This window comes from Aliiroseovarius sp., from assembly GCF_030148435.1.
GTDB lineage: Bacteria > Pseudomonadota > Alphaproteobacteria > Rhodobacterales > Rhodobacteraceae > JASBTN01.
Genome location: NZ_JASBTN010000050.1, coordinates 36,958 through 57,293, shown reverse-complemented (window position 1 = coordinate 57,293; position 20,336 = coordinate 36,958). Strand labels below are relative to the sequence as shown.

General features: G+C 64.8%; 23 protein-coding genes. 21 read left to right on the top strand and 2 right to left on the bottom strand.

Annotation, left to right across the window (positions count from 1 at the left end):
* Nucleotides 1–13: 13 nt before the first annotated feature.
* The 20 genes from Q1V43_RS08950 (at nt 14) to Q1V43_RS08855 (ending at nt 17,625) form a co-directional block, all read left to right on the top strand.
* A complete protein-coding gene (locus Q1V43_RS08950) occupies nt 14–673 on the top strand; it encodes a HigA family addiction module antitoxin (protein WP_300516718.1) in 660 nt (219 codons plus the stop codon).
* Between the two features lie 103 nt (nt 674–776).
* Nucleotides 777–2,039, top strand: coding sequence for a beta-ketoacyl-ACP synthase II (gene fabF / locus Q1V43_RS08945; protein ID WP_300516716.1), 1,263 nt, complete (start codon nt 777–779; stop codon nt 2,037–2,039).
* Nucleotides 2,039–3,190, top strand: coding sequence for an endolytic transglycosylase MltG (mltG, locus tag Q1V43_RS08940; protein WP_300516714.1), 1,152 nt, complete (start codon nt 2,039–2,041; stop codon nt 3,188–3,190). Before fabF ends, mltG begins: the two co-directional genes overlap by 1 nt.
* Nucleotides 3,191–3,386: 196 nt before the next feature.
* Nucleotides 3,387–3,737: a hypothetical protein gene (locus tag Q1V43_RS08935; RefSeq protein ID WP_300516711.1), complete on the top strand. Its 351-nt coding sequence runs from the start codon at nt 3,387–3,389 to the stop codon at nt 3,735–3,737.
* On the top strand, nt 3,664–5,010 hold the full coding sequence (locus tag Q1V43_RS08930; protein ID WP_300516709.1) for a terminase family protein: 1,347 nt from the start codon (nt 3,664–3,666) through the stop codon (nt 5,008–5,010). Before Q1V43_RS08935 ends, Q1V43_RS08930 begins: the two co-directional genes overlap by 74 nt.
* 232 nt (nt 5,011–5,242) lie before the next feature.
* Nucleotides 5,243–6,436: a phage portal protein gene (locus tag Q1V43_RS08925; RefSeq protein WP_300516706.1), complete on the top strand. Its 1,194-nt coding sequence runs from the start codon at nt 5,243–5,245 to the stop codon at nt 6,434–6,436.
* Nucleotides 6,433–7,014, top strand: coding sequence for an HK97 family phage prohead protease (locus Q1V43_RS08920; protein ID WP_300516703.1), 582 nt, complete (start codon nt 6,433–6,435; stop codon nt 7,012–7,014). Before Q1V43_RS08925 ends, Q1V43_RS08920 begins: the two co-directional genes overlap by 4 nt.
* A 34-nt stretch (nt 7,015–7,048) precedes the next feature.
* A complete protein-coding gene (locus Q1V43_RS08915; protein WP_300516701.1) occupies nt 7,049–8,254 on the top strand; it encodes a phage major capsid protein in 1,206 nt (401 codons plus the stop codon).
* Nucleotides 8,255–8,419: 165 nt separating this feature from the next.
* The gene (locus Q1V43_RS08910) at nt 8,420–9,022 is read left to right on the top strand and encodes a head-tail connector protein (protein ID WP_300516699.1); all 603 of its coding nucleotides are present in this window, start codon (nt 8,420–8,422) and stop codon (nt 9,020–9,022) included.
* Nucleotides 9,019–9,357, top strand: coding sequence for a head-tail adaptor protein (locus Q1V43_RS08905; protein WP_300516697.1), 339 nt, complete (start codon nt 9,019–9,021; stop codon nt 9,355–9,357). Before Q1V43_RS08910 ends, Q1V43_RS08905 begins: the two co-directional genes overlap by 4 nt.
* On the top strand, nt 9,354–9,764 hold the full coding sequence (locus Q1V43_RS08900) for a DUF3168 domain-containing protein (protein ID WP_300516695.1): 411 nt from the start codon (nt 9,354–9,356) through the stop codon (nt 9,762–9,764). Before Q1V43_RS08905 ends, Q1V43_RS08900 begins: the two co-directional genes overlap by 4 nt.
* Nucleotides 9,765–9,786: 22 nt before the next feature.
* Nucleotides 9,787–10,200 (top strand): phage major tail protein, TP901-1 family, encoded by a 414-nt coding sequence (locus tag Q1V43_RS08895; protein WP_300516693.1) that lies wholly within the window; start codon nt 9,787–9,789, stop codon nt 10,198–10,200.
* A 2-nt stretch (nt 10,201–10,202) separates the two neighbouring features.
* Nucleotides 10,203–10,523, top strand: coding sequence for a gene transfer agent family protein (locus Q1V43_RS08890; RefSeq protein WP_300516691.1), 321 nt, complete (start codon nt 10,203–10,205; stop codon nt 10,521–10,523).
* On the top strand, nt 10,520–10,750 hold the full coding sequence (locus tag Q1V43_RS08885; RefSeq protein ID WP_300516689.1) for a rcc01693 family protein: 231 nt from the start codon (nt 10,520–10,522) through the stop codon (nt 10,748–10,750). The genes Q1V43_RS08890 and Q1V43_RS08885 overlap by 4 nt, the downstream gene beginning before the upstream one ends.
* 1 nt (nt 10,751) lies before the next feature.
* Nucleotides 10,752–11,414 (top strand): phage tail tape measure protein, encoded by a 663-nt coding sequence (locus Q1V43_RS08880; protein ID WP_300516687.1) that lies wholly within the window; start codon nt 10,752–10,754, stop codon nt 11,412–11,414.
* A gap of 17 nt (nt 11,415–11,431) precedes the next feature.
* Nucleotides 11,432–12,064 (top strand): DUF2460 domain-containing protein, encoded by a 633-nt coding sequence (locus Q1V43_RS08875; protein ID WP_300516685.1) that lies wholly within the window; start codon nt 11,432–11,434, stop codon nt 12,062–12,064.
* Entirely contained in the window at nt 12,064–12,993 is a 930-nt protein-coding gene (locus Q1V43_RS08870) for a DUF2163 domain-containing protein (protein ID WP_300516683.1), read from the top strand. The genes Q1V43_RS08875 and Q1V43_RS08870 overlap by 1 nt, the downstream gene beginning before the upstream one ends.
* A complete protein-coding gene (locus Q1V43_RS08865; protein ID WP_300516680.1) occupies nt 12,986–13,429 on the top strand; it encodes an NlpC/P60 family protein in 444 nt (147 codons plus the stop codon). Before Q1V43_RS08870 ends, Q1V43_RS08865 begins: the two co-directional genes overlap by 8 nt.
* A gap of 3 nt (nt 13,430–13,432) precedes the next feature.
* On the top strand, nt 13,433–17,341 hold the full coding sequence (locus Q1V43_RS08860) for a glycoside hydrolase/phage tail family protein (RefSeq protein WP_300516678.1): 3,909 nt from the start codon (nt 13,433–13,435) through the stop codon (nt 17,339–17,341).
* A 2-nt stretch (nt 17,342–17,343) separates the two neighbouring features.
* Nucleotides 17,344–17,625: a hypothetical protein gene (locus tag Q1V43_RS08855; RefSeq protein ID WP_300516676.1), complete on the top strand. Its 282-nt coding sequence runs from the start codon at nt 17,344–17,346 to the stop codon at nt 17,623–17,625.
* Between the two features lie 74 nt (nt 17,626–17,699).
* Here the strand turns inward: Q1V43_RS08855 and Q1V43_RS08850 are convergent, their stop codons facing one another.
* On the bottom strand, nt 17,700–18,038 hold the full coding sequence (locus Q1V43_RS08850) for a TraR/DksA C4-type zinc finger protein (RefSeq protein WP_300516674.1): 339 nt from the start codon (nt 18,036–18,038) through the stop codon (nt 17,700–17,702).
* Nucleotides 18,039–18,149: 111 nt separating this feature from the next.
* On the opposite strand from Q1V43_RS08850, the gene cysE reads away from it, so the two are divergent.
* The gene (cysE, locus tag Q1V43_RS08845; protein WP_300516671.1) at nt 18,150–18,971 is read left to right on the top strand and encodes a serine O-acetyltransferase; all 822 of its coding nucleotides are present in this window, start codon (nt 18,150–18,152) and stop codon (nt 18,969–18,971) included.
* Between the two features lie 66 nt (nt 18,972–19,037).
* Here cysE and Q1V43_RS08840 read toward each other — a convergent pair whose 3' ends face one another.
* Nucleotides 19,038–20,330: a pyruvate dehydrogenase complex dihydrolipoamide acetyltransferase gene (locus Q1V43_RS08840; RefSeq protein ID WP_300516669.1), complete on the bottom strand. Its 1,293-nt coding sequence runs from the start codon at nt 20,328–20,330 to the stop codon at nt 19,038–19,040.
* Nucleotides 20,331–20,336: the final 6 nt, after the last annotated feature.

Genomic DNA, 20,336 nt, shown 5'->3' with positions numbered 1-20,336 from the left:
GAAGGAACGAAAGATGGGTCAGGCTGCTGAAATCGTGATTGAAACCGTTCAACCCGGTGAGGTCGAAGAATGGTTGGAAACCGGTGAAGTCCTGCTTGTTGATGTGCGTGAAACCAAGGAGTACGAGGTCGAACATATCGCTGGCGCGCTACTTTTGCCCTTGTCGAGCTTTGATCCGGAGTTCTTCCCCGAAATCGGAGATAAGCGACTGGTCTTGCATTGCGCGGTAGGAAAGCGCTCGGAAGCGGCAGCGAAGATGCTGGTCAAGGAGGGCCACAAGGACGTACGGCACATGGAAGGCGGAATGAAAGCCTGGAAAGCGGCTGGTTTGCCCATCGAAGTGCAAATTGAACCGCCTGCGAAGGAGGAAGCCCCCAGGTTCCTTTGCCCGACACCGGGCGAGGTGCTGCGCGCCGAGTTCATGGAGCCATTGGGCGTCGATCTGGCCCGTCTGTCCTTGCGGCTCGGTATCCCGCCTGCGCGCGTGCGACAGGTGCTGGAGGGTGAGGTTGCGGTGGATGTGGAGTTGTCGATGCGACTTGCGCGCTATTTCTCGACGGCATCGGATTTCTGGGTTCACCTGCAATTGGAACACGATCTGGAGCGTGCACGTCATGCTATCGGTGACAAGATTCGCACTGAAGTGAAGCCGCGCAACCTGCAAGTAAGCTGAGAGCGGTCAACCGCCCACCTTCAAGGTCTTTCACTCTTGCCCCTGCCCCCCGGGCCAAGGTATCAAACGCGGAGTGTTTGAGAACCTTGGAAAGGGCAGCAGCATGCGTCGAGTGGTCATCACGGGTCTGGGCATGGTCTCTCCGCTGGCAAGCGGGGTCGAGGAAACCTGGGAGCGTATCCTGGCGGGCAAGTCGGGCGCTGGCCCGATTACCAAGTTCGATGCGTCGGACGTTACCACCAAATACGCCTGCGAAGTGCCCTATGGCGACGGGTCGGACGGGACATTCAATCCCGATGACTTCATGGCCCCCAAGGAAGCGCGCAAGGTGGATGAATTCATCCTGTTCGGCATGGCCGCCGCACAGATGGCGGTGGAAGACAGCGGCTGGATGCCCGAGGACGAAGAGGATCTTCTGCGCACCGGCGTGATGATCGGCTCGGGTATCGGGGGTCTGAATTCGATAGCCAACACCGCGGTTCTGATCAAGGAACGTGGCCCCCGCCGGGTGTCTCCCTTCTTCATTCCAGGTGCGCTGATCAACCTGATCTCGGGCCAGGTGTCGATCAAATACGGGTTCAAGGGTCCGAACCACGCGGTTGTAACCGCCTGTTCGACTGGCGCCCATGCGATCGGGGATGCTAGCCGCCTGATTCAGTATGGTGATGCGGATGTCATGGTGGCCGGCGGCGCCGAAGCCGCGATTTGCGAGATCGGAATCGCGGGCTTCAACGCCTGCAAGGCGCTGTCGACCAAGCGCAGCGATGCGCCGGAAACCGCCAGCCGCCCCTATGACGACGATCGCGACGGTTTCGTCATGGGCGAAGGCGCCGGCGTCGTGGTGCTGGAGGAATACGAACACGCCAAGGCGCGCGGCGCGAAGATCTATGCCGAGGTGCTGGGCTATGGCCTGTCGGGCGATGCCTATCACATCACCGCCCCGGCCGAAGATGGCGACGGCGGCTACCGCGCTATGCAGGCAGCTTTGAAACACGCGGGGCTGGAGCCGAGCGCGGTGGATTATATCAACGCGCACGGCACCTCGACCATGGCCGACACGGTCGAGCTGGGGGCGGTCGAACGTCTGCTGGGTGACGCCGCGGAAAAGGCCACCATGTCCTCGACCAAGTCGTCGATCGGGCACCTGCTGGGGGCTGCCGGCGCGGTCGAAGCGGTGTTCTGCACACTCGCCATCCGCGACCAGGTCGCGCCGCCGACCATCAACCTGGACAACCCGGCGATCGAGCCGAAACTGTCGCTGGCCGCCAACGCCAAGGAAGAGCGTGAGATCAATGTCACCCTGTCCAACAGCTTCGGCTTCGGCGGCACGAACGCCTGTCTGGTGCTGGGCAAGGTCACGGACTGATGTGGCGCAATATCGCGTCCAACGCGCTGACGCTTTTCGTCGTGATCCTGATCGCGGCAGGGGCGGTTGTGGCCTGGGGCAAGAAGCAATACCGCACCCAGGGGCCGCTGGAGGCGGCGATCTGCCTGCGGGTTGCGGGCGGGTCCAGTTTCGCGCGTGTGAGCCGCGAGCTGGTCGCGCAAGGTGCGATCACCAACGGGTCGATCTTCCGCGTCGGGGTCGATTACAGCGGGAAGGCGAGCCAGCTGAAAGCGGGCGCGTTCCTGGTGCCGGAAGGTGCCTCGATGGAAGAGATCGTGGACATTGTTACCCGAGGCGGGGCATCGACCTGCGGCACCGAGGTGGTCTATCGCATCGGCATCCTGTCGCGCGCAGTCCAGGTGCGCGAGCTGGATCCGGCCACGCAGCGCTTCGTCACAAAGGCCGAATTCGCGCCGGAAAACGAGGCACCGGCGGATTACCTCCGTGTGCGGGAGCAGGGCGATACACGTTACCGTATTGCTCTGGCCGAGGGCGCAACCAGCTGGCAGATCGTTGATGCGCTGAACGGCGCGGATTTCCTGGACGGCGAAGTGCACGAGCTTCCTGAGGAAGGCAGCCTGGCGCCGGACAGCTACGAGGTGCGTCCGGGCGACACCCGCGCCGACGTGATTGCACGTATGGCAGCCGCACAGGCAGAGCGTCTGGCCGCGGCCTGGGAGGCCCGTGCCGAAGGCCTGCCCTATGCCAATGCCGAGGAAGCGTTGATCATGGCCTCCATCGTCGAGAAGGAAACCGGTCTGGCCGAGGAACGCCGACAGGTGGCGAGCGTTTTCGTCAACCGCCTGAACCGGGGCATGCGGTTGCAGACGGACCCGACCGTGATCTATGGCATCACAAAGGGGCAGGGCGCTCTGGGCCGTGGGCTGCGGCAAAGCGAGCTGCGTTCGGACACGCCGTGGAACACCTATGTGATTGACGGGCTGCCGCCGACCCCGATTGCCAATCCGGGGCTGGAAGCGATCGAGGCCGCTTTGAACCCGGACAGCACGCCCTACCTGTTCTTCGTGGCGGACGGCACCGGGGGGCACGCCTTTGCCGAGACATTGGACGAGCATAACCGAAACGTCGCCAAGTGGCGTAAAATCGAGGCGGAACGGGCCAATCAGTAGGCCGGTGTCGGCGGAGAAAAAGTAAATAAATCATGAACATGCCGGGCGCTCCAAGGGGTGCCCGATTTGACAGGGCGCCCGGTCTGATGTAGACCCTGTGGCATGCTAGAAGAAATGGGCAGCGGCCCCGGGAGCACCCCGGCGGCCGCTTTTTCATTTCGCTCGTGCGGGGTCAGCATGAGAGGCAAGAGCACCCATGACTTTGAATACGCCCACAGGGAAGGAGATGGCTCCGGAAGAGATTCTGGAGCTGATAGAACGGCACTTTCTTCGTGCCTTGGCTGCGTTGGACGAGGCGCTGCTGCGGTTGAAGGATGGTGAAAAAGACGGCGCCCAGAATGTCGCGAAGACGACCAAGGAAGCCCGAATGGCGATGCAGAGTGTGATTGAAGAAAGGAAACGAGTTGACCAGGTCCGTAAACATGCAACCGGCACATGTGCCGAAGGAGAGCTTGACCTTGACGCAGCACGCGATGAGATCGGGCGCCGACTGGCTGTCCTGCAAGCCCAAGAGCGAGCAGGAAGCCTTTCTGAACAGTCTGAGTGACGGCGCGCTGATGGCGCTGCCCTATCTGTTCGAATTCTGGGCCCTGCCGCACCAGTTGCCGCCCGACGGCGACTGGCGCACCTGGGTGATCATGGGCGGGCGCGGGGCGGGCAAGACCCGCGCCGGATCGGAATGGGTCCGGGCCGAGGTCGAGGGGGGCTCCCCCCTGGCTGCCGGGCGGGCACAACGCATGGCGCTGGTGGGCGAGACCTTCGACCAGGTGCGCGATGTGATGATCTTTGGCGACAGCGGCATCCTGGCCTGTTCGCCGCCGGATCGGCGACCCGTGTGGGAGGCCTCCAAGCGGCGCCTGGTCTGGCCCAACGGGGCCACGGCGCAGGCCTTTTCCGCCCATGAGCCCGAAGCGCTGCGTGGGCCGCAGTTCGACGCGGCCTGGGTCGATGAGCTGGCAAAGTGGAAAAAGGCCGAAGAGACATGGGACATGCTGCAATTCGGTCTGCGCCTGGGCCGTCACCCGCGTCAGGTCGTCACCACCACGCCGCGCAATGTCGCAGTGCTGAAACAGATTCTCAAAACGCCTTCGACCGTCACAACCCATGCGGCGACTGAAGCGAACCGTGCCTGGCTGGCCGAGAGTTTCCTGGAGGAAGTGCGCGCGCGCTATGCGGGTACGCGGCTGGGGCGGCAGGAACTGGACGGGGTGCTGCTGGAGGACGCCGAGGGCGCGCTCTGGACCCTTTCGGGGCTGGAGGCCACGCGGACCGACGACCTGCCCGAAGGCATGCGCGTCGTTGTCGCCGTGGACCCTCCGGTCACTGGTCACGCGGGATCTGACGAATGCGGCATAGTGGTGGCTGGCGCGGTCACGGACGGCGACCCGAAGGATTGGAATGCGGTGATTATGGAAGATGCCAGCGTGTCGGCCTCCAGTCCGACCCAATGGGCCCGGGCCGCTTTGGACGCCGCCGCGCGTCACGGCGCGGACCGGGTTGTCGCCGAGGTGAACCAGGGCGGCGACCTTGTGGAAACCGTGCTGAGGCAGATCGACCCGCTGGTGTCGTTTCGCGCGGTGCGGGCGACCAAGGGCAAGTCCGCGCGGGCGGAACCCGTGGCGGCGCTGTACGAACAGGGACGGGTGCAACACGCCCGGGCCTTCGACGTGCTCGAAGACCAGATGTGCCGTATGACCTTGCGGGGGTATGAAGGCAAGGGCAGCCCCGACCGCGTCGATGCGCTGGTCTGGGCCCTGACGGAGTTGATGATCGATCCCGCCGCCCATTGGCGCCGCCCGCGCATGCGAACGCTCGGTTAAAGAGTTTTTTAACTCTTTCTGTGAGAGTGCCCACATCGGAAAGACGAGCGGCAAGTTATTGAGCCGCCTCGATTATTCCACCAGCCGCGGATCCGCCTTTGAGGGCGCGAAGAGGCGGCAACACGAAACGAGAGATGAGACCGGATCGGCGCAGCCCCTGTGCCGGAACGGGGAAGGTTTGCCCTGGCAACAGCCCGGGGAAGCACAGCCGAGAACTTAGGAGCTGACCGGAATGGTGTTTGATTTTCTGAAGCGCGGCAGTACCGATGCGCCCGAGACCAAGGCCTCGGCTGCGGGTCCCGTGATCGCCTATCACGGCTCGGGCCGGGTGGTCTGGAGCCCGCGGGACAGCGTGAGCCTGATGAAGACCGGTTTTTCCGGCAACCCGGTCGGGTTCCGTTCGGTCAAGCTGATTGCAGAGGCGGCTGCGGCCCTGCCGCTGGTTCTTCAGGATGCCGAACGCCGCTACGAGGAGCACCCGCTCCTGGACCTGCTGCAACGTCCGAACCAGGCACAGGTGCGTGCCGAACTGTTCGAGGCACTGTTCGGCCAGCTTCTCCTGACTGGGAACGGCTATCTGGAGGCGGTTGGCGGCGAGTCCGGCGCGCCGGGGGAGCTGCATGTGCTGCGTTCGGACCGGATGAACCTGGTGCCCGGCGCCGATGGCTGGCCGGTGGCCTATGATTATACGGTGGGCGCGCGCAAGCACCGTTTCCACCTGGGCGACGGCGTTTCGCCAGTCTGCCACATCAAGCTGTTCCACCCGCAGGACGACCACTACGGGCTGAGCCCGTTACAGGCGGCCGCGGCCTCGATCGACGTGCACAATGCGGCGAGCCACTGGTCCAAGGCGCTGTTGGACAATGCCGCGCGGCCCTCGGGCGCGATCGTCTACAACGGGGCGGACGGCCAGGCGCAGCTTTCGGCGGATCAATACGACCGCCTGCTGAACGAGATGGAGCGCTACCACGTCGGCGCCCGCAATGCCGGCCGCCCGATGCTGCTGGAAGGCGGGCTGGATTGGAAACCGATGGGCTTCTCGCCCTCGGACATGGAGTTCCAGAGCTCGAAGGAAAACGCGGCGCGCGACATCGCCACTGCCTTCGGTGTGCCGCCGATGCTGTTGGGCATTCCCGGTGACGCCACCTACGCCAATTACCAGGAAGCGAACCGGGCCTTCTATCGCCTGACGGTTCTGCCACTGGTGAGCAAGGTGACAGCCAGCGTGGGCCATTGGCTGAGCGAATTTTCTGGCGAGGCCGTGACGCTGAAACCAGATCTGGACCAGGTCCCCGCGCTGGCCGTCGAACGCGACCAGCAGTGGAAGCGCGTGGCCGAGGCCGACTTCCTGTCCAAGGACGAGAAACGCGCCCTGCTGGGGCTGCCGAAACTGTCGGACGGTGCTGAAGAAGGACAAGAAGAATGAGCGGAAACTACGAATTCCTGAGCCACACAGACTTGGGTCTGGAGCACAAGTTTGCCCGCCTGGGTGCGACCGCCGAGGTCGAAGAGGGCGTGCTGATCGAAGGCTACGCGAGCTATTTCGGCCAGGCCGACAACGGTAATGACGTTGTGACCAGGGGCGCCTACAGCAAAAGTCTGGCCGCGCTCGCGGCCAGGGATCGCACTGTAAAGATGCTGTGGCAGCATGATCCGTCGCAGCCGATCGGCATCTGGGACGAAGTGCGCGAGGATACGCGCGGTCTGTACGTCAAGGGCCGCATCCTGACCGACGTGGCGCGTGGGGCCGAGGCCGCCGCGCTGATCGGGGCGGGTGCGATCGACGGGCTGTCGATCGGCTACCGCACGGTCAAAGCCACCAAGAATGACAAGGGCCAGCGGCTCTTGCACGAGCTGGAGCTTTGGGAGGTGTCGCTTGTCACCTTTCCGATGCTGCCCAGTGCGCGGGTGGGGGCCAAGGGCGAAAGCCTGGAAGCCGCCCAGCTGCGTGAACTGGCCGCGACCCTTCAGGGCGCGCGCCGCATGCTGGCCCGCAAACCCTGAGCCAGCGATCCGAACCCCTGAAAAGGATCCCTAGATGAGCAAGAATGAGACGAAAGCTCAGGGCCGGTCGACTAAGGCGACCGGGCAGACCCCGGCTGATGAGGTAAAGACCGCGTTGGCCGATTTTGTGAGCGATATCAAAGAATTTCAAGACGACATTTCCACTAAACTTCAACAACAGGAAGAGCGACTGACCATGCTGGACCGGAAATCCCTGAACCCTGCCGCGCGCCCCGCGCTGTCCGCTGCCGCCGACATCGAGGCCCCCCATCAGAAGGCTTTCGAGGCCTATCTGCGTTCCGGCGATGATGACGCGCTGCGTGGCCTTGACCTGGAAGGCAAGGCCATGTCGAGCGCCGTGGCTGCGGATGGAGGCTATCTGGTCGATCCGCAGACTGCGGACACGATCAAAAATGTGCTGGAAGGCGCTTCCTCGATCCGGGCCATTGCCAATGTCGTCAATGTCGAAGCGACCTCGTACGATGTGCTGATCGACCTTTCGGATCTGGGCTCGGGCTGGGCCTCGGAAACCGGTTCCACCACCGAAACCGGAACCCCGACGATCGAGCGCATCACCATCCCGCTGCACGAGTTGTCGGCCCTGCCGAAAGCTTCGCAGCGCCTGCTGGATGACTCGGCTTTCGACATCGACACCTGGCTGGCCGGCCGTATCGCCGACAGGTTCGCCCGCGCCGAGGCGGCTGCTTTCATCAACGGTGATGGCACCGACAAGCCGACTGGTATCCTGACCCACCCGACCCTGGCCAACGACAGCTGGACCTGGGGCAATATCGGCTATGTTGCCACCGGCACCTCGGGTGATTTCGATGCCACCAACCCGGCCGACGCCATCGTTGACCTGGTCTATTCGCTTGGCGCCGAGTACCGCGCCAACGGCGCCTTCGTGATGAACTCGAAAACCGCAGGTGCGGTGCGCAAGCTGAAGGACCTGGACGGCCGCTTCCTGTGGTCGGACGGCCTGGCTGCGGGCGAACCGGCCCGCCTGATGGGCTATCCGGTGGTGATCGCCGAGGACATGCCCGACATCGGCGCCGATGCCATGTCGATCGCCTTTGGCGACTTCGCTGCCGGCTACACTGTTGCTGAACGTCCCGACACCCGCATCCTGCGCGACCCGTTCTCGGCCAAGCCGCATGTGCTGTTCTATGCGACCAAGCGCGTCGGCGGTGATGTGAGCGACTTCGCCGCGATCAAGCTCTTGAAGTTCGGCCTCTCGTAATCCGACTTCCTGAAGTTCGCGCCCGGGCAGCCCCGGGTGCGTTCCCCGGGCGCGCGCCAAGACCCCGTGTTGTCTAGCTGCTCCCCCTCCGTCCGAGCAATACGGAGGCGCGCGCCCATCCCACCCGATTTTGACGAGAGGGGCCCGGAATTTCGGAGATGATCCATGATGTTAGTCGAGCAGACCACAGTGCCGGGCGCGGCTCTGCCGGTCGCGGAATTCAAAGACCACCTGCGGTTGGGCACCGGGTTTGCCGATGACGGGGTACAGGACGGCGTGCTGGAGGCCTATCTGAGGGCCGCAATGGCCGCGATCGAGGCCCGCACCGGCAAGATCCTCCTGACCCGTTCCTTCAGCTGGACCCTGACCGCCTGGCGCGACCTGGCCGCCCAGGCCCTGCCGGTGGCCCCGGTCAGCGCCATAACCGGCGTGAGCATTACCGACCGCCTGGGTGTGGATGAGGTGATCGCCAGCAACCGTTATGTGCTGGAACCCGACATGCAGCGTCCGCGCCTGGTATCCACCGGGATCGTGCTGCCCGCCATTCCGGTCGGCGGCCAGGTCGAGATCGCCTTCGACGCCGGTTTCGGCCCCGCCTGGGTCGACATCCCGGCGGATCTGAACCAGGCGGTCATGCTGCTGGCCGGCCACTATTACGAACACCGTCACGACAGCGCGTCGGACGACGGGGTGATGCCCCATGGTGTGAACATGCTGATCCAGCGCTACCGCACCGTGCGCCTGTTCGGCGGGGGAGGTGCGCTGTGAGCGGGCCGGTCCTGAACCGCAGGCTGCTCCTGGAAGAGGCGCAGATGACGCCGGACGGCGCGGGCGGTTTCGACCGCAGCTGGGTCGAGCTCGGCGTGCTCTGGGCGCAGATCAAGCCGGGCACCGGCCGGGAACGGGGCGCCGAACATCTGACGGTCTCGACCATCGCGTTGCGCATAACCGTGCGCGCTGCCCCGGATGGCGCCCCCTCGCGGCCCAAGCCCGAACAACGCTTTCGTGCGGGCAACCGGCTGTTTCGCATTCTGGCGGTGACGGAAAGCGACCACACGGCGCAGTTCCTGACCTGCTTCTGCCAAGAGGAGGTCTCGGCATGAGTTACGGCGTTTCGGCGGCTCTGCAACAGGCGGTCTACCAGCGGCTTGTGGCGGATACGACCCTGGGCGGGCTGGTCTCGGGGGCGATTTATGACAGCGCGCCGCCGGGCATCGTCTCGGGCACCTATGTGAGCCTGGGGCCGGAGGACGTGCGCGCGCGGTCCGACATGACCACCTACGGCGCCCTGCATGAGTTCACCATCAGCGTCGTTACCGATGCGGCGGGGTTTCAGCAGGCCAAGGAGGTCGCGGTGGCGATCAGCGATGCGCTGGTCGATGCCTCGCTGGTCCTGGCCCGAGGGGTGCTGGTCTCTCTGAACTTCCATCGTGCACGGGCACGGCGGGTCGAGGATGACGACATGCGTCGCATCGACCTGGTCTTCCGTGCGCAGGTCCAAGACAACTGATTGATAAAGCGGAGTTATTCCTATGGTTGCCCAGAAAGGCAAAGACCTTCTCATCAAGCTCGACATGACCAATACCGGCACGTTCGAGACCATCGCGGGACTGCGCGCCACGCGCCTGAGCTTCAACGCCGAAAGCGTCGATGTCACCAGCCTGGAAAGCCAGGGCGGCTGGCGCGAGCTGCTTGGCGGGGCCGGGGTCAAATCGGCCGCGATCTCGGGCTCGGGTGTGTTCAAGGACGAAACCACCGACGAACGTGCGCGCCAGATCTTCTTCGACAACGAGGTGCCGAGCTTTCAGGTCATCGTGCCCGAGTTCGGCGTGGTCGAGGGCCCGTTCATGATCACTTCGATCGAATATGCCGGCAGCCACAATGGTGAGGCGACCTATGAACTCAGCCTGGCCAGCGCTGGCGAGCTGACTTTTACGGCGTTCTGATCATGGCCAATCCGTGGACGGGAGAGGTGGCGTTGATCATCGATGGGGAGCGCCATGTGCTGAAGCTGACGCTGGGTGCGCTGGCCGAGCTGGAAGAGGCACTTAAGACGGGCTCGATCGTCGAACTGGTCGAACGGTTCGAAAGTGGCGGGTTTTCCACCCGTGACGTGCTGGCGCTGATCGTGGCCGGGCTGAGGGGCGGAGGCTGGCGTGGCCAGCCTGTCGACCTGATGTCGGCCGAGATTTCCGGAGGGCCGGTCGAAGCGGCGAAAGTGGCGGGCCAGCTTCTGGCCCGGGCCTTTGCCCTGCCTGGTGAGACGTGAGCGAGGCGCCGCGGTTCGACTGGCCCGCCCTGATGCGCCTGGGCCTGAAGGGGCTGGGTCTGCGCCCGGCCGAGTTCTGGGTGCTCACCCCGGTCGAGCTGATGATGATGCTGGGCCAGGACGGCGGTGGCAGCGCGCCCCTGGGCCGCGCCCGGCTGGAACAACTGGCGCGCGCCTTTCCGGACAGGCAGCCAGACGCGGCACCGCAACTGAACGAAGGAGAATGAAATGGCACGGTTCAACGAAATCGGCGGCTTCGACGCCGAGGTTGATGCGCTGGAGACTTCGCTGGGCGGGGCTGGTGCGATGGCAGCGACCTTCAACACGGAGCTGCGCAATATGCAGGCCACGGTGGCCGATCTGGGCACCGACGTGAACGTGCTGTCGCGCGGGATCTCGGGCGGGTTGCGCAAGGCCTTTGACGGGCTGGTGTTCGACGGCATGAAACTGTCGGATGCGCTGCGCTCTGTGGCGCAGAGCATGGTCGACGCGACCTATAACGCGGCAATCCGACCGGTGGCCGGCCATTTCGGGGACCTGATCGGGGCCGCCGTCGGCGGGGCCATGAACGGGATTCTGCCCTTTGCCGACGGTGCGGCCTTCAGCCAGGGGCGGGTCACGCCCCTTGCCACCGGCGGCATCGTCTCGGGACCGGTGACCTTCCCGATGCGCGGCGGCGTGGGTCTGATGGGCGAAGCTGGTCCCGAGGCGATCATGCCGCTCACCCGTGGTGCCGATGGCCGCCTGGGCGTGCAGGCGCGGGGGAATGCAGCCCCGGTCAACATCACCATGAACATCTCGACCCCGGATGCGGCAAGCTTCCAGCGGTCGCAGAGCCAGATTGCCGCCCAGATGAGCCGCGCCCTGTCGCGCGGCCAGCGGCATCGCTGAGCGAAGGAGGGTAACACATGAATTTCCACGACATCCGCTTTCCACCCAATCTGAGCTTCGGTTCGGTGGGTGGCCCGGAACGGCGTACCGAGGTGGTGACGCTGGCCAACGGGTTCGAAGAACGCAACACGCCCTGGGCCCATTCGCGCCGCCGCTACGACGCCGGTGTCGGCATGCGCAGCCTGGACGATATCGAGACCCTGATCGCCTTTTTCGAGGCGCGCCGTGGCCAGCTTTACGGTTTCCGCTGGAAGGACTGGTCGGACTTCAAATCGACACTGCCCAACAGCGCGCCCGGCTTCGAGGACCAGGTCCTTGCCTGGGGCGACGGCGAGACCACCGAGTTTCAGCTGAGCAAGCGCTATGCCTCGGGAGCGTTCGAATATATCCGCCCGATCACCAAACCCGTTCCCGGCACGGTGCGTGTGGGCAACCAGGGCTCTGAATTGCAGGAAGGCCTGCATTGGGAGATCGACCTCTTGACCGGAGTGATCACCTTCGACACGCCACCCGACATCAATTCCGAGGTCACAGCCGGGTTTGAGTTTGACGTGCCGGTGCGGTTCGACACCGATCTGATTCAGACCTCGGTTGCCAGTTTCAAGGCCGGTGATGTGCCCAATGTGCCGGTGGTGGAGGTGCGTGTCTGATGACTCTTTCCGCAGAATTCGAGGCGCATCTCGCCTCCGGCCTGACCTCGGTCGCTCGCTGCTTCAGGCTGGAACGGCGCGATGGCACCGTGCATGGATTTACCGACCACGACGTGGACCTGACATTCGGTGGCACGCGTTACAAGGCCGACACCGGACTGACTGCACGCGCGCTGCAGCAGACCACAGGGCTGTCGATCGACAATACCGAAGCGCTGGGAGCGCTGTCCGACGCCTCGGTGAGCGAAGCCGACATTCGCGCCGGTCGCTATGATGGTGCGCGGGTTGAGGCCTGGTTGGTCAACTGGAACGACACCGACCAGCGGCTCATGCAGTTTCGCGGTACGATCGGCGAAGTCACGCGCGGGGCGGGGGGATTCCAGGCCGAACTTCAGGGCCTGACCGAGGCGCTGAACCAGCCGCAGGGCCGCGCCTATCAGGCGCCGTGCAGCGCGGTCCTTGGCGACGGACGATGCGGTTTCGATTTCGACGCGGTACCCGGCTATCAGGCCGAGGTCGCGGTGGAAGTGGTCAAGGCTGGCGTGATATTTCGTTTTGCCGAATTGTCGGGATTCACGGATCGCTGGTTCGAGAAAGGTCGGTTCGAGGTGCTGACCGGTCCCGCTGCCGGGTTGGTGGGCGTCGTCAAGAACGACCGCCTGTCCTCCGACGGGCGCGAGATCGAACTCTGGGAGGCATTGCGCGCACCGGTCTCGACCGGGGACATGCTGCGCATTCAGGCGGGATGTGACAAGCGGTTCGAAACCTGCCGCCTGAAATTTGACAACGCGGTGAGCTTTCGCGGCTTTCCGCACATTCCTGGTGAGGATTGGTTGATGACAACCCCGGTCGCCCCCGCGACAAATGGCGGGGGGGCTCTGGTCGTCGCATCGACCGGAACCGCGGGGTCAGGGGGCGGCGATGACTGATCGGGGCCATGTGCTGGCCGAGGCCGCCCGGGGGTGGATCGGAACCCCCTATCGTCACCAGGCCAGCGTACGCGGTGCGGGCACCGATTGTCTGGGATTGGTCCGGGGGGTCTGGCGTGAGGTGCTGGGCGGCGAACCGCAGGAAGTGCCGCCCTATACGGCCGACTGGTCGGAGCCCTCGCGCGAGGAAACCCTTTGGACCGCCGCGCGGTCCCATATGTCCGAGAAGCCCGTCGGCGAGCGGGCAACCGGCGACGTGATCCTGTTTCGCATGCGCGACCGGTCCGTGGCCAAGCATCTGGGGATCGTGGGCCGGACCGGTCCGCACCCCACTTTCATTCACGCCTATTCGGGGCATGGGGTGGTCGAAAGCCCGCTCTCAGCTCCATGGGCGCGCCGCATCGTGGCGTGTTTCGCATTTCCGAAGGGGATTTGACTGATGGCAACGATTGTTCTGTCTGCGGCCGGGGCCGCGCTTGGAGCTTCGGTCGGGGGCGGGGTTCTGGGGCTGAGCTCGGTGGTGATCGGGCGGGCGATCGGGGCCACTCTGGGCCGGGTGATCGACCAGAGTCTGCTGGGCGCGGGTTCCGACCCGATCGAGACGGGCAAAGTCGACCGCTTTCGCCTGATGGGGGCCTCCGAAGGGGCGCCGGTGCCACAGGTCTATGGCCGCACCCGTGTGGCGGGACAGGTGATCTGGGCGACGAAATTCCAGGAACACAAGGCGCGTTCCGGCGGCAAGGGCATGGCGCCCAGTCCCAAGACGGTAGACTACAGCTATACCGTCAGCTTGGCCGTGGCACTTTGCGAGGGCGAAATCACCCGGATCGGCAGGATCTGGGCCGACGGCGCGGAAATCGCGCCCGTGGACCTGAACATGCGCATCTATACCGGCGGCGAGGACCAGTCGCCCGACCCGAAGATCGAGGCGGTGCAGGGCGCGGGCCAGGCGCCGGCCTATCGTGGCATCGCCTATGTGGTGTTCGAGGATCTGGACGTGACCCGGTTCGGCAACCGTATCCCGCAGCTGAATTTCGAGGTGGTCCGCCCCGAGGCTCCCACCCAGGAGGGTGAAATTGCCCGCGGCACCCAGGCCGTGGCCATCATGCCCGGTAGCGGTGAATATGCCCTGGCCACCACCCAGGTCACGCGGCAGAGCGCGCCGGGGGTCTCGGTCGCGACCAACAGCAACTCGCCGTCGGGCAAGACCGATTTCGACACCTCGCTGGAGGTGCTGACGGACGAGCTGCCCAATTGCGGCGCGGCATCGCTTGTTGTGTCCTGGTTCGGCGACGATCTGCGTGCCAACAGCTGCACCCTGCGTCCGAAGGTGGAAAGTCGCGTGTCAGATGGCAAGGAAATGCCCTGGATGGTCTCGGGAGTGGCCCGTGCGGGGGCGGATGAGGTGCCAACCGATGCGGCCGGTTCGTTGATCTATGGCGGCACGCCCTGCGACCAGTCGGTGAAAGAGGCGATCACGGCGCTGGCAGACAGCGGCAAGTCGGTCACGTTCTACCCGTTCATCCTGATGGACCAGACCGAAGGCAATACGCAGACGGATCCCTGGACCGGCGCGACCGGCCAGCCGCACCTGCCGTGGCGCGGGCGCGTGACCCTGTCGATCGCGCCCGGTCAGGACAATACGCCGGATCAGACCGCCGCCGCCGAGGCCGAGGTCGCCGCCTTCTTCGGTACGGCCCAGCCGGGCGATTTCACCGTGACCGCGAACGGCGTCAACTACACCGGCCCGGCCGAATGGTCCTATCGCCGCATGATTCTGCACTACGCGCATCTCTGTGCCAGTGCGGGGGGCGTGGATGCTTTCCTGATCGGCTCGGAAATGCGGTCGCTGACGCAAATCCGGGGCGCGGGCAACAGCTTTCCGGCGGTGGCGCAGCTGGTGCAACTGGCCGCCGATGTGCGGTCGATCCTGGGGCCGGAGGTCAAGATCGGCTATGCCGCCGACTGGTCGGAGTATTTCGGCTACCACCCGCAGGACGGGTCGGGCGACCTGTTCTACCACCTCGACCCGCTTTGGGCCGACGACAATATCGACTTCATCGGCATCGACAATTACATGCCTCTGTCGGATTGGCGCGACGAGGAGGGCGAGGCGGATGCGGCCCATGGTTCGATCTACAATCTCGACTACCTCAAATCCAATATCCAGGGCGGTGAGGGCTACGACTGGTTCTACAGCACCGAGGCGGCAGAAAAGCTTCAGCTGCGCACACCGATCACCGACGGCGCATATGATGAACCCTGGGTCTGGCGAGCAAAGGACATTCCCAACTGGTGGACCCGCACGCACCATGAACGGGTGGGGGGAGTGCGCAGCGAAGCACCGACGCAATGGCTGCCCGGCTCGAAACCGATCTGGTTTACCGAACTGGGCTGCGCCGCCGTCGACAAGGGAACCAACCAGCCCAACAAGTTCCTCGACCCAAAAAGTTCCGAAAGCAGCCTGCCCAAATTCTCGAACGGGCGGCGCGATGACTATATCCAGCGTCAGTATCTGCGCGCCATGTTTGACTACTGGGGCGATCCGGCCAACAACATCACCGATGTTGAGACCGGCGTGCAGATGATCGACATGTCGCGCGCTCATGTCTGGGCCTGGGATGCGCGGCCCTTCCCCTGGTTCCCGGGCAATGTCGACCTGTGGAGCGACGGTGTGAACTACCCGTTTGGCCATTGGCTGAACGGGCGGGCTTCGGCGCGTTCGCTGGCCTCGGTCGTGGGCGAGATCTGTGAGCGGTCCGGTGTTGCCGATTATGACGTGAGCGCGCTGCACGGGGTGGTGCGCGGCTACGCCGTGAATTCGATCTCCGGCGCGCGGGCGGCGTTGCAGCCCCTGATGCTGGCCTATGGGTTCGAGGCGGCTGAACGGGAAGGCAAGCTGGTCTTTGCCTCGCGCAACGGGAACACCGACCAAGTGCTGGACCCGGAGGGGCTGGCCGTTACCGGCGAGCAGGACGTGACCCTGTCGCTGACCCGTGCGCCGACCGCCGACATGGCCGGACGCGTGCGGTTGAACTTCGTCGAGGCAGAGGGCGACTACGAGGTGCGGTCCTCCGAGGCTATCTTCCCCGACGAGGTCAGCCGCGCGGTGTCGCAATCCGAGTTTCCACTGGTGCTGCTGCAAAGCGAGGGTCAGGCGATCACCGAACGCTGGCTGGCCGAGGCCCGCGTGGCGCGCGACCGGGCCAGTTTTGCCCTGCCGCCCTCTGCCACCGGCGTGATGGCGGGTGACGTGGTCGAGATCGCGACCGAGGCGGGTTCCGAAACCTACCGCCTGGACCATGTCGAGCAGTCCGGCGTGGCCATGGTGAATGCGGTGCGCATCGAACCGGGGCTGTACGAGCCGTCGGACGCGGTAGAGCTGATGGTGCGCCCGAAACCCTTCGTGCCCGCCGTGCCGGCCTTCCCGCTGTTCATGGACCTGCCGCTGATCACCGGCGACGAGGTCGAACACGCGCCGCACCTGGGCGTGGTCTCGCAACCCTGGCCGGGCTCGATCGCGCTCTATTCGGCGGGGCAGGACGCGGGTTATGAGCTCAACACGCTCCTGACCGGCAACGCCACCATGGGGGTCACGGAATCCACGCTTTTTGCCGCGCGCCCCGGGCTGGTGGACCAAGGCCCGGCCTTGCGCCTGCGCATGTCGAACGGCACGCTGGACAGCGCCTCTCTGACCGAGGTGCTGAACGGCGCCAACCTGGCGGCCATCGGGGACGGGACGCCCGCGAACTGGGAGATCTTCCAGTTTACCGACGCGACCCTGGTCGAGGAGGGCGTCTACGATCTTACCGGCCGGCTGCGCGGACAGCTGGGCAGCGATGCGCTGATGCCGGATCAATGGCCGGTCGGCAGCTATGTCGTGCTGCTGGATGATGCGGTCGGGCAGATCCAGCTCAATGCGAACGAACGCGGGTTGGCGCGCCATTACCGCGTCGGCCCCGCCGGGCGCCCCTATGACGACCCGGTTTACCAGTACCGGATTGAGGCCTTCAGCGGCATCGGGCTGCGCCCCTATGCGCCGGTGCATCTTCAGGCCACGGCCAATGGCGGAGACCTCGATGTGGGCTGGGTCCGCCGCACCCGGTCCGAAGGCGACAGCTGGCAGAATGCCGAGGTGCCGCTGGGAGAAAGCGCCGAAAGCTACCTTGTGCGGGTGCTGGATGGCGAGAGCCTCCTGCGCGAGGAAACGGTTGTCACGCCGGCCTGGACCTATACGGCCGCCGCGCAGGGGGCCGACGGGGTGGGGCCCACGTTCAACATCGACGTGGCGCAGGTGTCGGACCGGTTCGGCCCGGGTCTGTTCCGCCGCCTCACGGTGGGCGGCTGACCATGCGCCCGCTGGGGCATGGAGACCTGTCAGCGGCGGGCTGCGCATTGCTGAGCGTGGTCCCCGCAGCGCGCCCGGCGCTTCTGACCCGCATGCTGGTAGAGGCGGAGGCCGCGGATGCCTACCGGCGCGACACCGGGCGGCTGCATCCGCTCTGGGGCAATGGCTCTCTAATGTCTGTGGCCATGGTCCGCCCGCGCAGGCGGGAGCCCTTCCTGGACGATCCGGACTATGCGGCCTGTCTGGCGATGATCTTTGACGCGGTTCTGGAACGGGCGGGGTGAGGGCCCTGCGCATGCATGCGAAGAGGTTTCACCCGGAGCGGCTGCGTCTCAGCGAGGTTTTCGCTCACTCCAAGCTAACCCTGCGCGCAGGAAATGCAGGTGGGCACGGTGGGGTCCAGCTCCAGCCGTCTCGGAGCGATGTTTTCCCCGCAGTCGGTGCAATAGCCGAACTCGTCTTCATCCATGCGGGCAAAGGCCGCGTGAATGCGCATCCGGTGGGCCTCGCGCCGGGCTTGGGTGGCCTTTGCCATGGCCTGGCCTTGTAGCGCGTCCATGCGACTGAGGCGGCCGACGGATTGCTGGTCCAGCGTCACCACCTTCTGCGCCTCGGCACCCAGATCATCCTCGTGATCCAGGGCGGCCAGTTCTTCCAGCAAGCGGGCGCGAAAGCGTTTCACGTCGCTGTCATTCATAGCCGAAATCCCTTGCATCACCCTTTGCCATTTGGTTTTGACAGCCTATCTGGTGTAAAATGAACGGGCAACATGCCCCGTCACTTGCCCGACCACTTGAAGGAGGCCCCCATGGCCGAGATGCGCGCAGAGCTGACCAAACTGGACCCGGTCTGGGATCGGATTACCCGCGAGGCGAAGGAAGTGATCGCCGACGAACCGCTGCTGGGCGGGCTGATCGGTGCCTGTGTGCTGCATCACAGGACGCTTGAAAAGGCGCTGTCCTACCGCTTTGCCGCCAAACTTTCGTCGAACGAAATGTCGATGGTGCTGCTGCGCGAAATCGCGGATGAAGCCTATGCCGACAGCCTCGACCTGGCCGAAGCCGCGCGGGCCGATATCTCGGCGATCCTCGAACGTGACCCGGCCTGCCACCGCATGTTGCAACCTGTCCTTTATTTCAAGGGGTTCCAGGCAATGCAGGCCTATCGTCTGGCCCATTACCTGTGGACACACGGGCGCAAGGATCTGTCCTATTTCATCCAGATGCGCTGTTCCGAGGTATACGGGATCGATATTCACCCCGGCGCGCGGATCGGCAAGGGGATCATGATCGATCACGCCCATTCGATCGTCATCGGCGAAACCGCAGTGGTCGGCGACAATGTCTCGATGCTGCACTCGGTGACACTGGGCGGCACCGGCAAGGAGGATGAGGATCGCCATCCGAAAATCGAGGATGGCGTTCTGATCGGCGCCGGGGCGAAGGTGCTGGGAAATATTCGCGTCGGACGCGGCACGCGCATTGCGGCGGGGTCTGTCGTGTTGAAAGACCTGCCCCCCCATGTGACCGTTGCCGGTGTGCCTGCCAAGATTGTCGGCGAGGCCGGGTGCGACAACCCGTCGGTGGAGATGGATCAGACCTTGGAAAGTTGCATGAAGAAGCAGATGTAATTTGTTGACAATAAACACAAAAGGCCCCGGAGATTTCCGGGGCCTTTTGTGTTTTCGGGGGCTGGATCAGGCGAGCATTGCCACCGGATTTTCCAGATTGTCCTTGATCGCGTTCAGAAGGTCCGCGCCCAGGGCACCATCGATCACCCGGTGATCAACCGACATGGTGACGGACATGACCGTGGCGACAGCCAGCTCGCCCTCGGCATTGACCACGGGTTTCTTCACGCCCGCGCCCACGGCCAGGATGCCGGAATGCGGCGGGTTCACGATGGCGTCGAAATTGTCGATGCCAAACATGCCCAGGTTCGAGATCGCGAAGCTGCCGCCCTGGTATTCATGCGGCGCAAGCTTGCGCTCACGGGCGCGGGAGGCGAGGTCCTTCATCTCGGCGGAAAGCGCGGAAAGCGACTTCATGTCGGCGTCCTGCAGAACCGGGGTGAACAGACCGCCCTCGATGGCGACGGCGACGGCCACGACCGAGGCCTTCATCTGCAGCACCCGGTCGCCGGCCCAGACGGCATTGGCTTCGGGATACTGTTGCAGCGCGACGGCGCAGGCCTTGATGATGAAGTCATTGACCGACAGTTTGACCCCACGGCCTTCCAGCTGCTTGTTGAGCTGGCTGCGGAAGGCCAAGAGCGCATCCAGCTGGATGTCGCGGCGCAGGTAGAAATGCGGGATGGTCTGTTTCGCTTCCGACAGGCGGGCGGCAATGGTCTTGCGCATCCCGTCGAGGCTGACCTCTTCGAACTCGCGACCCTCGTACATGCGGGCAACCACGTCGGCCGAGGGGCCGGTGGGTGCGGCGGCAGCAGCCGGAGCAGCGGCAGCCGCGGCGGGTGCCGGGGCCGGTGCAGTGGCGGTCGCACCTTCGACGTCGGCCTTGACGATACGGCCTTTCGGCCCCGAACCGGTGATCTGGCTCAGGTCCAGACCCTTGTCGGCGGCAATGCGACGCGCCAGCGGCGAGGCGAAGATGCGGGTGCCATCACCGGCCTGCGGCGCTGCCGGGGCAGGCGCTGCGGCAGCGGCAGGGGCGGCTGCAGGAACTGCTTCCTCAGCCGCAGCAGCGGGCGCTGCCGGGGCGCTGGCCGCAGCGTCGTCCAGGCTTTCACCCTCTTCGAGCAGGATCGCGATGGGGCTGTTCACCTTCACGCCTTCCGACCCGTCGGGCACCAGGATCTTGCCGATCACACCTTCATCGACTGCTTCGAATTCCATCGTCGCCTTGTCGGTTTCGATTTCTGCCAGCAGATCGCCCGAGGAGACCTCGTCACCCTCCTTGACCAGCCATTTCGCAAGCGTACCTTCCTCCATCGTGGGGGACAGGGCGGGCATCAGGATTTCAGTAGCCATATCTCT

Excerpts from the sequence above, each read along its gene's own strand:
- Q1V43_RS08950 (WP_300516718.1), top strand. The coding sequence starts at position 14 with ATGGGTCAGGCTGCTGAAATCGTGATTGAAACCGTTCAACCCGGTGAG.
- fabF (WP_300516716.1), top strand. The coding sequence starts at position 777 with ATGCGTCGAGTGGTCATCACGGGTCTGGGCATGGTCTCTCCGCTGGCA.
- mltG (WP_300516714.1), top strand. The coding sequence starts at position 2,039 with ATGTGGCGCAATATCGCGTCCAACGCGCTGACGCTTTTCGTCGTGATC.
- Q1V43_RS08935 (WP_300516711.1), top strand. The coding sequence starts at position 3,387 with ATGACTTTGAATACGCCCACAGGGAAGGAGATGGCTCCGGAAGAGATT.
- Q1V43_RS08930 (WP_300516709.1), top strand. The coding sequence starts at position 3,664 with ATGAGATCGGGCGCCGACTGGCTGTCCTGCAAGCCCAAGAGCGAGCAG.
- Q1V43_RS08925 (WP_300516706.1), top strand. The coding sequence starts at position 5,243 with ATGGTGTTTGATTTTCTGAAGCGCGGCAGTACCGATGCGCCCGAGACC.
- Q1V43_RS08920 (WP_300516703.1), top strand. The coding sequence starts at position 6,433 with ATGAGCGGAAACTACGAATTCCTGAGCCACACAGACTTGGGTCTGGAG.
- Q1V43_RS08915 (WP_300516701.1), top strand. The coding sequence starts at position 7,049 with ATGAGCAAGAATGAGACGAAAGCTCAGGGCCGGTCGACTAAGGCGACC.
- Q1V43_RS08910 (WP_300516699.1), top strand. The coding sequence starts at position 8,420 with ATGATGTTAGTCGAGCAGACCACAGTGCCGGGCGCGGCTCTGCCGGTC.
- Q1V43_RS08900 (WP_300516695.1), top strand. The coding sequence starts at position 9,354 with ATGAGTTACGGCGTTTCGGCGGCTCTGCAACAGGCGGTCTACCAGCGG.
- Q1V43_RS08895 (WP_300516693.1), top strand. The coding sequence starts at position 9,787 with ATGGTTGCCCAGAAAGGCAAAGACCTTCTCATCAAGCTCGACATGACC.
- Q1V43_RS08890 (WP_300516691.1), top strand. The coding sequence starts at position 10,203 with ATGGCCAATCCGTGGACGGGAGAGGTGGCGTTGATCATCGATGGGGAG.
- Q1V43_RS08880 (WP_300516687.1), top strand. The coding sequence starts at position 10,752 with ATGGCACGGTTCAACGAAATCGGCGGCTTCGACGCCGAGGTTGATGCG.
- Q1V43_RS08875 (WP_300516685.1), top strand. The coding sequence starts at position 11,432 with ATGAATTTCCACGACATCCGCTTTCCACCCAATCTGAGCTTCGGTTCG.
- Q1V43_RS08870 (WP_300516683.1), top strand. The coding sequence starts at position 12,064 with ATGACTCTTTCCGCAGAATTCGAGGCGCATCTCGCCTCCGGCCTGACC.
- Q1V43_RS08865 (WP_300516680.1), top strand. The coding sequence starts at position 12,986 with ATGACTGATCGGGGCCATGTGCTGGCCGAGGCCGCCCGGGGGTGGATC.
- Q1V43_RS08860 (WP_300516678.1), top strand. The coding sequence starts at position 13,433 with ATGGCAACGATTGTTCTGTCTGCGGCCGGGGCCGCGCTTGGAGCTTCG.
- Q1V43_RS08855 (WP_300516676.1), top strand. The coding sequence starts at position 17,344 with ATGCGCCCGCTGGGGCATGGAGACCTGTCAGCGGCGGGCTGCGCATTG.
- Q1V43_RS08850 (WP_300516674.1), bottom strand. The coding sequence starts at position 18,038 with ATGAATGACAGCGACGTGAAACGCTTTCGCGCCCGCTTGCTGGAAGAA.
- cysE (WP_300516671.1), top strand. The coding sequence starts at position 18,150 with ATGGCCGAGATGCGCGCAGAGCTGACCAAACTGGACCCGGTCTGGGAT.
- Q1V43_RS08840 (WP_300516669.1), bottom strand. The coding sequence starts at position 20,330 with ATGGCTACTGAAATCCTGATGCCCGCCCTGTCCCCCACGATGGAGGAA.